General features: G+C 65.4%; 13 protein-coding genes. 5 read left to right on the plus strand and 8 right to left on the minus strand.

The features are described from left to right. Window positions 1–6 precede the first annotated feature (6 nt). The 7 genes from pheS to BLR99_RS02515 form a co-directional block, all read right to left on the minus strand. Complete coding sequence (gene pheS, locus BLR99_RS02485) at window positions 7–1062, minus strand: phenylalanine--tRNA ligase subunit alpha (protein ID WP_074686780.1); 1056 nt, start codon at window positions 1060–1062, stop codon at window positions 7–9. Between the two features lie 115 nt (window positions 1063–1177). After that, complete coding sequence (gene rplT / locus BLR99_RS02490; RefSeq protein WP_011795945.1) at window positions 1178–1540, minus strand: 50S ribosomal protein L20; 363 nt, start codon at window positions 1538–1540, stop codon at window positions 1178–1180. Window positions 1541–1564: 24 nt separating this feature from the next. After that, window positions 1565–1768, minus strand: a complete 204-nt coding sequence (gene rpmI / locus BLR99_RS02495; RefSeq protein WP_011795946.1) for a 50S ribosomal protein L35 — start codon at window positions 1766–1768, stop codon at window positions 1565–1567. Window positions 1769–1938: 170 nt separating this feature from the next. After that, a complete protein-coding gene (gene infC, locus BLR99_RS02500) occupies window positions 1939–2526 on the minus strand; it encodes a translation initiation factor IF-3 (RefSeq protein WP_074686782.1) in 588 nt (195 codons plus the stop codon). A gap of 87 nt (window positions 2527–2613) precedes the next feature. Then, a complete protein-coding gene (gene thrS, locus BLR99_RS02505; RefSeq protein WP_017438093.1) occupies window positions 2614–4533 on the minus strand; it encodes a threonine--tRNA ligase in 1920 nt (639 codons plus the stop codon). 277 nt (window positions 4534–4810) lie between these two features. Further along, window positions 4811–6130: an isocitrate lyase gene (gene aceA / locus BLR99_RS02510; protein WP_011795949.1), complete on the minus strand. Its 1320-nt coding sequence runs from the start codon at window positions 6128–6130 to the stop codon at window positions 4811–4813. Window positions 6131–6380: 250 nt separating this feature from the next. Continuing rightward, window positions 6381–6809, minus strand: a complete 429-nt coding sequence (locus tag BLR99_RS02515; protein ID WP_017438095.1) for a gamma-glutamylcyclotransferase family protein — start codon at window positions 6807–6809, stop codon at window positions 6381–6383. Window positions 6810–6872: 63 nt separating this feature from the next. Between BLR99_RS02515 and BLR99_RS02520 the strand changes: the two genes are divergently transcribed. Next, entirely contained in the window at window positions 6873–7829 is a 957-nt protein-coding gene (locus BLR99_RS02520; protein ID WP_011795951.1) for a DMT family transporter, read from the plus strand. A gap of 21 nt (window positions 7830–7850) precedes the next feature. Here the strand turns inward: BLR99_RS02520 and BLR99_RS02525 are convergent, their stop codons facing one another. After that, window positions 7851–8342, minus strand: a complete 492-nt coding sequence (locus BLR99_RS02525; RefSeq protein ID WP_017439037.1) for an Lrp/AsnC family transcriptional regulator — start codon at window positions 8340–8342, stop codon at window positions 7851–7853. 93 nt (window positions 8343–8435) lie between these two features. On the opposite strand from BLR99_RS02525, the gene yedA reads away from it, so the two are divergent. The 4 genes from yedA to BLR99_RS02545 all read left to right on the plus strand — a co-directional run bounded on the left by yedA (window position 8436) and on the right by BLR99_RS02545 (window position 12112). Then, window positions 8436–9416, plus strand: a complete 981-nt coding sequence (gene yedA / locus BLR99_RS02530; RefSeq protein WP_046060189.1) for a drug/metabolite exporter YedA — start codon at window positions 8436–8438, stop codon at window positions 9414–9416. Window positions 9417–9592: 176 nt separating this feature from the next. Beyond that, a complete protein-coding gene (locus BLR99_RS02535) occupies window positions 9593–9898 on the plus strand; it encodes an SWIB/MDM2 domain-containing protein (protein ID WP_011795954.1) in 306 nt (101 codons plus the stop codon). Window positions 9899–10158: 260 nt separating this feature from the next. Next, window positions 10159–11214, plus strand: coding sequence for a Fe(3+) ABC transporter substrate-binding protein (locus tag BLR99_RS02540; protein ID WP_017439036.1), 1056 nt, complete (start codon window positions 10159–10161; stop codon window positions 11212–11214). A 139-nt stretch (window positions 11215–11353) separates the two neighbouring features. Next, window positions 11354–12112 carry a 3-hydroxyacyl-CoA dehydrogenase gene (locus BLR99_RS02545; RefSeq protein WP_011795956.1) on the plus strand — a complete coding sequence of 253 codons (759 nt, stop codon included), beginning with the start codon at window positions 11354–11356 and terminating at the stop codon, window positions 12110–12112. The last annotated feature ends 12 nt before the right edge of the window (window positions 12113–12124 follow it).

Here is a 12124-nt window from a genome sequence, read left to right on the forward strand (position 1 = left end):
CGGCGATTACTGGAACTGCGAGAGGAAGCGGATGTCCCCGTCGAAGAACAGGCGCAGGTCGTTGACGCCGTAGCGCAGCATCGTCAGCCGGTCGGGGCCCATGCCGAACGCGAAGCCGATGTACTTCTCGGGATCGAGCCCCATGTTGCGCACCACGTTGGGATGAACCTGCCCGGATCCCGCCACTTCCAGCCAGCGGCCTGCCAGCGGGCCGTCCTGGAACTGGATGTCGATCTCGGCGCTCGGCTCGGTGAACGGGAAGAAGCTCGGGCGGAACCGCAGCACCAGGTCATCGCTTTCGAAGAAGGTGCGGCAGAAGGCGGTGAACACGACCTTCAGGTCCTTGAAGCTGACGTTCTCGCCGATCCAGAGCCCTTCGCACTGGTGGAACATCGGCGAGTGCGTGGCGTCGCTGTCCACCCGGTAGGTACGGCCCGGCGCGATCACGCGGATCTCGGGCATGGGCTGGCCGGCATCCAGCAACGCGCGGTGCTTCTTCACGTGCTGGACGGCATGGCGGATCTGCATCGGGCTGGTATGCGTGCGCAGCAGCAGCAGCGGTGCGGACGCGGTGCCGCCCTCCACGTAGAAGGTGTCGTGCATCGAGCGCGCCGGATGGTCCTCGGGCGTGTTCAATGCCGTGAAGTTGAACCAGTCGGATTCGATTTCCGGGCCGTCCGCCACGTCGAAACCCATGGATCCGAAGATGCCCTCGATGCGCTCCAGGGTAAGCGAGACAGGATGCAGGCCACCCTGCCCCCGCTGGCGGCCGGGCAGCGTGACGTCGAGCGCCTCGGCCTGCAGTTGCGCCTGCAGTTCGGCGTCGGCCAGGGCCTGGCGGCGTTCGTTCAGGGCCTGCTCGATGGCCTGCTTGGCCACGTTCACCGCGGCACCCCGGGACTTCTTCTCCTCGACGGGCAGCTGGGCCAGGCCCTTGAGGAGTTCGGTCACCCGCCCGGCCTTGCCCAGGAACTGGGCCTTGGCGTTTTCCAGGTCGGTGGGCGTGGCCGCGTCCGCGAACATCCTGCGGGCGGCATCTACCAGGGAATCCAGCTCGTTCATACCAACTCTTTGTCGTCTTGGAGAAATAAACAAGGGCTAGCGCCTTTTCAAGCCCTAGCCCTTGCTGTTGTTGCGCAGGCAGGCTACCCGGGGAGGATAGCTGCCGATCGTGAGATCAAGCGGCGGCCAGCTTGGCCTTGACTTGTTCCACGATGCTGCCGAAGGCAGCCTTGTCGTGCACCGCGAGGTCGGCCAGCATCTTGCGGTCGATCTCGATGGCAGCCTTCTTCAGGCCGTTCGTGAACTGGCTGTAGGTCAGGCCCAGTTCGCGGGAAGCGGCATTGATACGGGCGATCCACAGTTGGCGGAACACGCGCTTCTTGGTACGGCGGTCACGGTAGGCGTATTGGCCTGCCTTCATCACCGCCTGCTTGGCGATGCGGAAGACGTTGCCGCGGCGGCCGCGGAAACCCTTGGAGAGGGCCAGAACTTTCTTGTGACGGGCGCGTGCCGTTACACCACGTTTGACGCGAGGCATGTGTGTACTCCTTGTTCGTCTGAATCAGAGGCCGGCAAAGGGCAGCATCTGTGCCATGTGACCCATGTTGGTCTCATGCACGGACACGGCACCGCGCAGGTGACGCTTGTTCTTGGTGGTCTTCTTGGTCAGGATGTGACGCTTGAAGGCTTGACCGCGCTTGACGGTGCCACCGGGACGAACGCGGAAACGCTTTTTCGCGCTGCTCTTGGTCTTCATTTTGGGCATTTCAATGCTCCTTTTTGTCGTGCTCGCGAGGCGTTTGCAGACCCATCTGCAAACTTGCAGGCCCCGAGCCACTTCTTTTGCGGCCGCCATGGACGGCCGCGGCAGGGTACGAGACCCATGCCATGCCCGGATGCACTCGCATGCATCCGGAGACACTCCTGGCCCGCCACTCAGGTGGCCGGCGCCCCTTCCGCCACCGCCTTCGCGGCGGGCTTGCGCTTGCCGGGCGCGATCATCATGATCATCTGGCGCCCTTCGAGCTTCGGGAACTGCTCGACCACGATGGTGTCACCGAGGTCGTCGCGGATGCGGTTGAGCAGCGCGAGGCCGATTTCCTGGTGGGTGATTTCACGCCCGCGGAAGCGCAGCGTGATCTTGCACTTGTCGCCTTCGGCGAGGAAACGGCGGATGTTGCGCAGCTTGATGTTGTAGTCGCCGTCGTCCGTACCGGGACGGAACTTCACTTCCTTGATTTCGATGACCGTCTGCTTGGCCTTGGCCTCGGCCGCGCGCTTCTGCTCTTGGTACTTGAACTTTCCATAGTCCACAAGGCGGCACACGGGAGGGTTGGCCGTAGCGGCAATCTCCACCAGGTCCACATCCAGCTCGCCCGCCATGCGGAGGGCTTCCATGAGGCTGACCACCCCGAGCGGCTCGTTGTCCGGCCCGGAGAGGCGAACCTCGGGAGCCATGATTTCACGGTTCAGGCGGTGCTTGCGCTCCTCGCGCTGGCGACGGTCACGAAATTCAGTAGCGATGGCTGTATTCCTTCAATCAACAAGCCACGAAAAATGTGGCGATACGCCGCGGCATGGCGGGCATCCTGCGGCGTACCCGGCAATCCATCAGACCTTGTCGGCGATGTCCTGCCCGATCAGGGAAATGAAGGCCTCCAGCGGCATCACACCCAGATCACGGTTACCCCGCGCCCGCACGGCAACGGCTCCAGCCGCCTTTTCCTTGTCGCCCACGACGAGGATATAGGGCAGCTTTTGCAACGAATGCTCTCGTATTTTATACGTAATCTTCTCGTTGCGCAGATCCAGCTCCACCCTAAGGCCTTGATTCGGCAGCGCTTTTTGGAGCTTTGCGGCAATTTCGCGACAGTAATCGTCCTGCGCGCCGGTAATGTTGAGCACCGCCACCTGCACCGGGGCCAGCCAGACGGGCAGTGCACCGGCGTGCTGCTCGATCAGGATGCCGATGAAACGCTCCAGGCTTCCGACGATGGCGCGGTGCAGCACGATGGGGCGGTGGCGCTGGCCATCTTCTCCTACATATTCCGCCCCCAGGCGCTCCGGCATGGACGGGTCCACCTGGATCGTGCCGCACTGCCAGTGGCGACCGATCGCATCGCGCAGCGTGTACTCGAGCTTCGGGCCGTAGAACGCGCCGTCGCCCACCGCGATCTGGTAATCGCAGCCCGAGGCCTTCAGGCTCTCGATGAGGGCATTCTCGGCCTTGTCCCAGCTTTCTTCCGAGCCGATGCGCTTTTCAGGGCGCGTCGCCACCTTGTAGATGATGTCGGTGAAGCCGAAATCCTTGTACACCTTCTGCAGCAGGGCCGTGAAGTTGATGCACTCCTGCTGGATCTGGTCTTCGGTGCAGAAGATGTGTCCGTCGTCCTGCGTGAAGGCGCGCACGCGCATGATGCCGTGCAGGCCGCCCGTGGGCTCGTTGCGGTGGCACTGGCCGAACTCGCCGTAGCGCAGCGGCAGGTCGCGGTAGCTCTTCACGCCCTGGTTGAAGATCAGGATGTGGCCGGGGCAGTTCATCGGCTTGAGGGCGTAGTCGTGCTTCTCGCTCTCGGTCGTGAACATGTTCTCGCGGTACTTGTCCCAGTGGCCCGTTTTCTCCCAGAGGTGCTTGTCGAGGATCTGCGGGCCCTTGACCTCCTGGTAGCCGTTGTCGCGGTACACCTGGCGCATGTACTGCTCCACGCCCTGCCAGATCGTCCAGCCCTTCGGATGCCAGAAGACCGTGCCGGGGGAGTGCTCGTCGATGTGGAACAGGTCGAGCTCGCGGCCGAGGCGACGGTGGTCGCGCTTTTCGGCTTCCTCGATGCGCTTGACGTACGCCTCCAGGTCCTTCTTGTCGGCCCAGGCGGTGCCGTAGATGCGCTGCAGCTGCTCGTTCCTGGCATCGCCGCGCCAGTAGGCGCCGGAGACGCGCGTGAGCTTGAACACCTTCAGGAAGCGGGTGTTCGGCACGTGCGGGCCGCGGCACATGTCCACGTATTCCTGGTGGTAGTACAGGCCCATGGCCTTCTCGTCGGGCATGTCTTCCACGAGGCGCAGCTTGTATTCCTCGCCGCGCTCGCGGAAGACCTGGATCACCTCGTCGCGCGGCGTCATCTTCTTGACGACGTCGTAGTCCTGCGCGATGAGCTCCTTCATGCGCTGCTCGATCGCCGCGAGGTCTTCGGGCGTGAACGGGCGCTCATAGGCGATGTCGTAATAGAAGCCCTCTTCGATCACCGGGCCGATTACCATCTTCGCCGTCGGGTACAGCTGCTTGACGGCATGGCCCACCAGGTGGGCGCAGGAGTGGCGGATGATTTCCACGCCCTCCTGGTCCCGGGGAGTGATGATCTGCAGGCGCGCGTCGTGGTCGATCACGTCGCTGGCATCCACCAGGCGGCCATCGACCTTGCCGGCCACGGTCATCTTGGCGAGCCCCGGCCCGATGGACTGGGCCACGTCGGCCACGGAGACGGGGCCGGCGTATTCGCGTTGGGAGTTGTCGGGAAGCGTGATCCGGATCATGTGATGGGGCCTTGGTTCGACGGGAGGATGCGCGAGAAAAGCGAAGGCGAAAAAAAACGCGGAACGATGTCCGCGCTTTTTCGGGGGTGCAGGCAACAGTGAGTGACGTGCAGGCGCGAACATGCAGCCTAGCGGCTGCTGGAGGAGGTCTCCGTAGTTCGCGGTGTCATAACCGTCATGCCTTTCTCGCCCTTGCAAGTGGTTGATGCAGGCATTCTAACCCGTGCCCGCGGGCGGGCCGCAAGGGCCCGCCCGCGGCGGCCGGTCACCGGGCCCGTCAGTGGAACTGCTCTTCCTCGGTGGAGCCGGTCAGCGCGGTCACGCTGGACTTTCCGCCCTGGATCACGGTGGTCACCTCGTCGAAGTAGCCCGTGCCCACCTCCTGCTGGTGCGACACGAAGGTATAGCCGCGCTCGCGGGCCGCGAATTCGGGCTCCTGCACCTTTTCCACATAGGCGGACATGCCGCGCTTCACGTAGTCCTGCGCCAGGTCGAACATGTTGAACCACATGCTGTGGATGCCGGCCAGCGTGATGAACTGGTACTTGTAGCCCATGGCGCCCAGTTCGCGCTGGAACTTGGCGATGGTCGCGTCGTCGAGGTTCTTCTTCCAGTTGAACGACGGCGAGCAGTTATACGCGAGCAGCTTGCCCGGGTGCTTGGCATGCACGGCCTCGGCGAACTTGCGGGCGAACTCCAGGTCCGGCGTGCCGGTTTCGCACCAGACGAGATCCGCGTAGTCGGCGTAGGCCACGGCACGGCTGATGGCCTGGTCGATGCCCTTGCGGGTTTTGTAGAAGCCTTCGGCGGTGCGCTCGCCGGTCAGGAAGGGCTTGTCGTTCTCGTCGTAATCGCTGGTGATGAGGTCCGCGGCCTCGGCGTCGGTGCGGGCGATGACCAGGGTGGGCACGCCGTACACGTCGGCAGCCATGCGCGCGGCGATGAGCTTCTGCACGGCTTCCTGCGTGGGTACCAGCACCTTGCCGCCCATGTGGCCGCACTTCTTGACCGAGGCGAGCTGGTCTTCGAAGTGCACGCCCGCGGCGCCGGCGCGGATCATGGCCTTCATGAGTTCATAGGCGTTGAGCACGCCGCCGAAGCCGGCCTCGGCATCGGCCACGATCGGGGCGTGGTAGTCGATGAAGCCCGCGTCGCCGGGGTTCACGCCCTTGGCCCACTGGATCTCGTCGGCACGGGTGAAGCTGTTGTTGATGCGCTCCACGACCTTCGGCACCGAGTCCACGGGGTACAGCGACTGGTCGGGGTACATCGCGGCGTACTCGTTGTTGTCGGCGGCCACCTGCCAGCCGGACAGGTAGATCGCCTTGATGCCGGCCTTGACCTGCTGCATGGCCTGGCCGCCGGTCAGCGCGCCGAGGCAGTTCACGTAGGGTTCGTTGTGGACGAGGTTCCACAGCTTTTCGGCGCCGCGGCGCGCCAGCGTGTGTTCGACCTGGAAGGAGCCGCGGAGCCGCACGACATCGGCGGCGCCGTAGCCGCGCTTGATCCCCTTCCAGCGGGGGTTCTGCGCCCAGTCTTTTTCCAGGGCGGCGATTTGCTGTTCACGGCTCAGTTGCTCATTGAAGGTTTGGGGCATGGTCATCTCCAGGAAGTGGGTGAAAACACGAAGGCGGTGTGTGCCGTCCTTGGAGACAACTTTAGGTCTTGTAGAAGACCCGCGCAAGCTCTTATGTCTTATATAAGACATAAAATTTTAACCTTCAAAATCAATGACTTATCGCATTAGTTTCGCATTAAGAAACGCAATTTCTCGTATTGAGAAATTATGCGGCGCCGCAGCATTTCGTTTTTTCACAATGCGGCATAAGCATTTCACGGGCGAAATTTCAGCGTGATGCCATCCAGTCACCGTGCAGCAGCCGCGGCGCGCCCCGCAGGAACGCCGGCGAGATCTCGTACACCAGGCACGAAAGCTCTGCCCCGCTCTCCTTGAGGCAGACCATCACCTCGCGCTTGACGTATTCGCCGGACGGTTCGGGCCAGACCTCCTCGATCCGGTCCAGGCAGCGTTCCAGCGCAGAGGTGATCGCATAGACCTCCCCCAGTACGGGCACCCGCCCTTCCCCTTCCGACGCGGGACCGGTCAGCGCGATGCCCGGGTAGGCACCGAGGTCGTAGAGCACGCCGGGGACCGCGGCCGTGCCCACGGGCACGGGCGGCGGATCGAGCCGGGTGATGTCGTTGCTCCCTCCGCGGCGCAGGGTGCCGTAGACGAATACGTGGCGTGCGGAATCGGAGCGCGGCGGCTGAGGCATGATGCGTGGTCCTAGAAATCAGCGTCGGCCCTTCAGTCTATCGATCCGGGCCGCGATCGCCGCATGCCCAGCCGCCCCGTCGCCTATCTCTGCCTTGCCCTCAGCATGACCCTGGTGGGCAGCTACGTCGCATTCTCCAAGCCCCTGTCCCAGGCGCTGCCGGTGTTCCTGCTGGCATGGATGCGGTTCGGGATCGGCGGGCTGGGCATGCTGTCGTGGCTGCGCAAGCCGGCCGACGAGCCGCCCATGTCCCCGCAGGTGCGCCGGCTGCTGTTCCTGGAATCGTTCCTGGGCAATTTCCTGTTCACGCTGTGCATGATCTCGGGCGTCGGGCTGACCAGCGCGGTCACTGCCGGCGTCACCATGGCAGGCATTCCGGCGGCGGTCGCCGTGATGAGCTGGTTCTTCCTGAAGGAGCGGGTGCCGCGCCGGACCTGGGCCGCCGTGGGCCTCGCGGTAGTGGGCATCGCGCTGTTTTCCGTAGCCCAGCCGGGAGGCGGTGCGCACGCCGGTACCGGCGCGCAGGGCGTCGCCCAGCCCCGCCACCTCGTCTGGCTCGGGCAATTGCTGTTGATCGGCGCGGTGATCTGCGAGGCCGCCTATTCCGTGATCGGCAAGAAGCTCACGGGCACGCTCGGTCCGCGCCGCATCACGGCGCTGATCAATCTGTGGGGATTCCTGCTGGCCACGCCGTTGGGGCTGTACGCCGCGCTGCAGTTCGATTTCTCGTCGCTCGAGCCCGGCATGTGGCTGCTGCTGGTGTTCTACGCACTGGCCGCCAGCGTATGGACCGTCTGGCTGTGGATGACGGGACTGAAGGTCGTGCCCGCCGCCCAGGGCGGTGTCTTCACCGTGATGCTGCCGGTGAGCGCGGCGCTGGTCGGCGTGGTGGTGCTGGGCGAGCGGTTCACGCCGCTGCAACTGGTGGCTTTCGGGATCGCGGTGGCGAGCGTGGTGCTGGCCACGCTGCCCGGGCGCCGGAAGGCGCCGGCACCCGGAGCACAGGGCCCGCAGGCTTGAGCGGCGGGCCGCTGCGCGGCCTCAGCGGCCCGTGACCTTGCGGATGGGCGGCCGGATGCTGTCGCGGCGGGCCGGCAGCACCGGGGCGTTTTCCCGCGGGGCATTGAGCACGATGCAGGTGGAGGTTTCGGCCAGCAGGCAGAACGCGGTCACGACCGCGTCGAGGTGGCTGACATCGATGACCGCGATCTCCAGGATCCAGCTGTCGTCGCCGGTCACGTTGTAGGCGTTGACCACCTCGGGCGTCTGCTCGATGAGCCGCACGACGCGCGCGTACTCCGCGCGCCCCACGCGGATGATGGCGCGGATGCCGTAGCCCAGGGCGGCATGGTCCACCCTGGCGCCGTAGCCGCGGATGATGCCGGCGGCCTCGAGCTTGCGCACCCGCTCGGTCACGGCAGGCTGGCTGAGGTGGACCTGTCGCCCCAGTTCGGCCATGGTGATGCGGCCGTCCTGCTGAAGGAGCGCGAGGATGCGGGCATCGTAGCCGTCGATTTCGGTCTTTTCGGTCACTCTCGCATTTAGCCATGAAAACGCCGGCAAAGCAGCGTATCAACCGTTGAATTGCCCTGTCGGCCACTCGACAGCTTTCATACGATAAGGGCCATGCCGACCACTGCCGCTCCTCCGTTTTCCCCCACGGCCCGCCTGCCCGCGGGCATCGTGCTGGCCCTGTTGTGCTGCTACTTGGTGTGGGGCTCCACCTACCTGGCGATCCGGGTGGCTCTGGAGAGCTTCCCGCCGTTCTTCCAGATGGGTTCCCGGTTCCTGCTGGCGGGCGCACTGCTGGCGCTGTTCATGGCCTGGCGGGGCCGTGGGGCAGGACTCACCGCCCTGCTTCCTTCCGCGCGTCAATGGCGCAATGCGTTCATCGTGGGCGGCCTGATGCTCGGGGCCGGGATGGGCCTCATCGCGACGGCCAGCCTCCACGTAGGCTCGGGGCTGATCGCCACGTGCGTCGCCTCCGTGCCGCTGATGGTCACCGGCTGGGGACTGTTCTGGGGCCGCCGCCCGGGCGCATGGGAACTGGCCGGGGTGTGTATCGGTGCACTGGGTGTGGCGCTGCTGATGCGTGGGGAGAGTTTTTCCGCGGCCCCGGCCAGCGTGGTGTGCGCATTGGTGGCCACGGCCTGCTGGTCGCTGGGTTCGGTGCTTTCCACCACGCGCCTGCCGCTGGCGCCCGGGCCGATAGGTTTTGCCAGCGAGATGCTGTGCGGCGGGGCCGTGCTCATGGCGATCTCCTTCGCCCTGGGGGAACGTCCCGTCTGGCCGCCCGGCGCCGCCGCGCTCGCCGCCTGGGTTTATCTGGTGGTGTTCGGCTCCCTCGTCGCCTTCAGCGCATACCTGTACCTGCTCGCACATGCCAGCCCGGCGCTGGCGTCCAGCTATGCCTTCGTGAACCCTGCGGTGGCGCTGGCCCTGGGCAGCGTGGTCGCGGGCGAAGCGATTTCCGCCCGCGAGGGCTGGGCCTGCGCCGTGATCCTGCTGGCCGTGGGCATGATCCTGCTGGGCCAGCGCCGCGCACCGAACCGTCAGATGGAGGGGGGGCACCGCCGCAGGCCCTGGAGGACGTATCGCAGGACTTGATTTTCCGCACCTCGAAACGTACGCGGCCTCCGACGGTCGGGTCGCTACAACTGGAGGCAAAAAAACGTGCGCTTCCCTTGGAAAGGCGTTTTTTTGCCATTAGCATTCGCCAAACCAGTGAACAGCAGGTTTTCGCTGGGTCACCGCTATTTCACTCCCAACAAGGAAAAACCAACATGGCAACTGCAAAGAAAGCTCCGGCTGCCGACAAGGCCGCGGCGCCCGCCAAGAAGCGCACGCCCAACGCCGCCTTCATGAAGGCCCTGACGCCCAGCCCGGCACTGGCCGCCGTGGTCGGCTCGGACCCGCTGCCCCGCACGGAGATCATCAGCAAGCTGTGGGCCTACATCAAGGCCAACAACCTCCAGGACGCCGCCAACAAGCGCATGATCAACGCCGACGCGAAGCTGAAGGAAGTGTTCGGCAAGCCGCAGGTCTCGATGTTCGAGATGGCCGGCCTGATCGGCAAGCACGTCAAGTGATGCGCCCCGCGGCGGCCTGCTGAGGGCCCGCCGCCCTGCGCCACCCCGCATGCACCCGTTGCATGTGCCGGATGGCGCAACTTCGAAGAAGCCGGCATTGCCGGCTTTTTCTTTGGGCGCGCTGATGCGGAGGTCAAGCGGTCGCGAATGCCATGGTCCGGCTCCGGCTTTTAACGAGAATGATTCGCGTCTGCCATATCATCCAGGCTCGTCCTGGCGAACCGCCGGCCCGCCACCCGTCAAAGAAAGAGACTGTCCGCATGCGCATCCGCTTCCTGAACCTGCTCCTCGTGTCCGCCGGCCTGCTGGCCACTGCAGGCCCTGCATCCGCACAGGACCAGGTCGTGAACCTGTACTCTGCGCGCCACTACGCCACCGACGAGGCGCTCTACACGGGGTTCACGAAGGCCACCGGCATCAAGATCAACCGCGTGGACGCGGACGACGCCGGCATCATGGCGCGCCTCAAGGCCGAGGGCTCCGCCTCACCCGCCGACGTGATCCTGCTGGTGGATGCAGCGCGCCTCTACCGCGGCGAAATGGACGGCCTGTTCCTGCCCATCAAGTCGAAGGTGCTCGAAGACGCCATCCCTGCCAACCTGCGCGCCCGCCCAGCGGCGGACGGCGGCATTCCGTGGTTCGGCCTCTCCACGCGTGCCCGGGTCATCGTCTACAACAAGGCCAAGGTGAACAAGGACGACGTCGACACCTACGAGGAACTCGGCGACCCGAAGAACAAGGGCAAGATCTGCATCCGCTCGGGCTCGCATCCCTACAACCTGAGCCTGTTCGGCGCGGTGACCGAGCACCTGGGCGAGCAGAAGGCCGAAGCCTGGCTCAAGGGCGTGGTGGCCAACCTCGCGCGGCCTCCGAAGGGCGGCGACACCGACCAGATCCGCGCCGTGGCGTCCGGCGAATGCGAGATCGCGGTCACCAACAGCTACTACCTGGCCCGCATCATGCGGTCCGACAAGCCGGAGGACAAGGACGTGGCCAGCAAGGTGGCCGTGGTGTTCCCGAACCAGCAATCCTGGGGCACGCACATGAACATCGCAGGTGGCGCGGTGGCGCGTTACTCGAAGAACCAGGCCAACGCGGTCAAATTCCTCGAGTACCTCGCGAGCCCCACCGCGCAGAACTACTTCGCGAACGGCAACAACGAGTGGCCGGCCGCCAGGGGCGTGGTGTCCGAGAACCCCGCGCTGCGCGAAATGACGGGAGGCCAGCCCTTCAAGAGCGAGACGATCCCGATCAGCGCGGTGGGCGAGCACATGCCCAAGGTGCAGCAGATGCTGGACCGCGTGGGCTTCAAGTAAGCCTGCGGCGCCTCCCCCATTGCCCTGAACGGGCATGCAAGGAAAGCCCGGTCCGCCGGGCTTTCGTTCGTCCGCAGGCTGCATTTCTTCGACCATAATTGACGTTTACGTCAACGTCATATCATCAGGAGACAGTTCCATGGACATTCAGGGCAAGGTTTTCATCGTCACCGGCGGCGCATCGGGCCTGGGCGAAGGCACGGCGCGCATGCTCGCCGCCGCGGGCGGGCGCGTGGTCATCGCGGACATGCAGGCGGACAAGGGCGAAGCCGTGGCGCGCGATATCGGCGGCACCTTCGTGCGCTGCGACGTGACGAGCGAGGCCGACGGCCAGGCGGTGGTGGCGCAGGCCGTCGCGCAAGGCAAGCTGATGGGCCTGGTCAACTGCGCCGGCATCGCCCCCGCCGAGAAGACCGTGGGCAAGAACGGCGCCCATGGGCTGGCGCTGTTCGCCAAGACGGTGACGGTGAACCTGATCGGCAGTTTCAACATGATCCGCCTCGCGGCCGAGGCCATGGCCCGCAACGAGCCCGAGCCCACCGGCGAGCGCGGCGTGCTGATTTCCACGGCCAGCGTGGCGGCCTATGACGGCCAGATCGGCCAGGCGGCCTATTCCGCGTCGAAGGGCGGCATCGTGGGGATGACGCTGCCCATCGCGCGCGACCTGGCGCGCAACGGCATCCGCAACATGACGATCGCGCCCGGCATCTTCGGCACGCCGATGCTGTTCGGCATGCCGCAGGAGGTGCAGGACGCGCTGGCGGCGGGGGTGCCCTTCCCGAGCCGCCTCGGCACGCCGGAAGACTATGCCCGCCTGGCCCGCCACATCTTCGAGAACGACATGCTCAACGGCGAGGTGATCCGGCTGGACGGCGCCATCCGGCTCGCACCGCGCTGAAGGGGCTGCGCG

The sequence above is a fragment of the Paracidovorax citrulli genome (assembly GCF_900100305.1).
In the GTDB taxonomy this organism is placed as follows: Bacteria; Pseudomonadota; Gammaproteobacteria; order Burkholderiales; family Burkholderiaceae_C; genus Paracidovorax; species Paracidovorax citrulli.

What these genes read in the sequence shown, in the direction of transcription:
- thrS (WP_017438093.1), bottom strand. Translation starts at nt 4,533, where the DNA reads ATGATCCGGATCACGCTTCCCGACAACTCCCAACGCGAATACGCCGGC.
- yedA (WP_046060189.1), top strand. Translation starts at nt 8,436, where the DNA reads ATGCCGACCACTGCCGCTCCTCCGTTTTCCCCCACGGCCCGCCTGCCC.
- BLR99_RS02535 (WP_011795954.1), top strand. Translation starts at nt 9,593, where the DNA reads ATGGCAACTGCAAAGAAAGCTCCGGCTGCCGACAAGGCCGCGGCGCCC.
- pheS (WP_074686780.1), bottom strand. Translation starts at nt 1,062, where the DNA reads ATGAACGAGCTGGATTCCCTGGTAGATGCCGCCCGCAGGATGTTCGCG.
- BLR99_RS02515 (WP_017438095.1), bottom strand. Translation starts at nt 6,809, where the DNA reads ATGCCTCAGCCGCCGCGCTCCGATTCCGCACGCCACGTATTCGTCTAC.
- BLR99_RS02540 (WP_017439036.1), top strand. Translation starts at nt 10,159, where the DNA reads ATGCGCATCCGCTTCCTGAACCTGCTCCTCGTGTCCGCCGGCCTGCTG.
- BLR99_RS02520 (WP_011795951.1), top strand. Translation starts at nt 6,873, where the DNA reads ATGCCCAGCCGCCCCGTCGCCTATCTCTGCCTTGCCCTCAGCATGACC.
- rpmI (WP_011795946.1), bottom strand. Translation starts at nt 1,768, where the DNA reads ATGCCCAAAATGAAGACCAAGAGCAGCGCGAAAAAGCGTTTCCGCGTT.
- BLR99_RS02545 (WP_011795956.1), top strand. Translation starts at nt 11,354, where the DNA reads ATGGACATTCAGGGCAAGGTTTTCATCGTCACCGGCGGCGCATCGGGC.
- rplT (WP_011795945.1), bottom strand. Translation starts at nt 1,540, where the DNA reads ATGCCTCGCGTCAAACGTGGTGTAACGGCACGCGCCCGTCACAAGAAA.
- aceA (WP_011795949.1), bottom strand. Translation starts at nt 6,130, where the DNA reads ATGCCCCAAACCTTCAATGAGCAACTGAGCCGTGAACAGCAAATCGCC.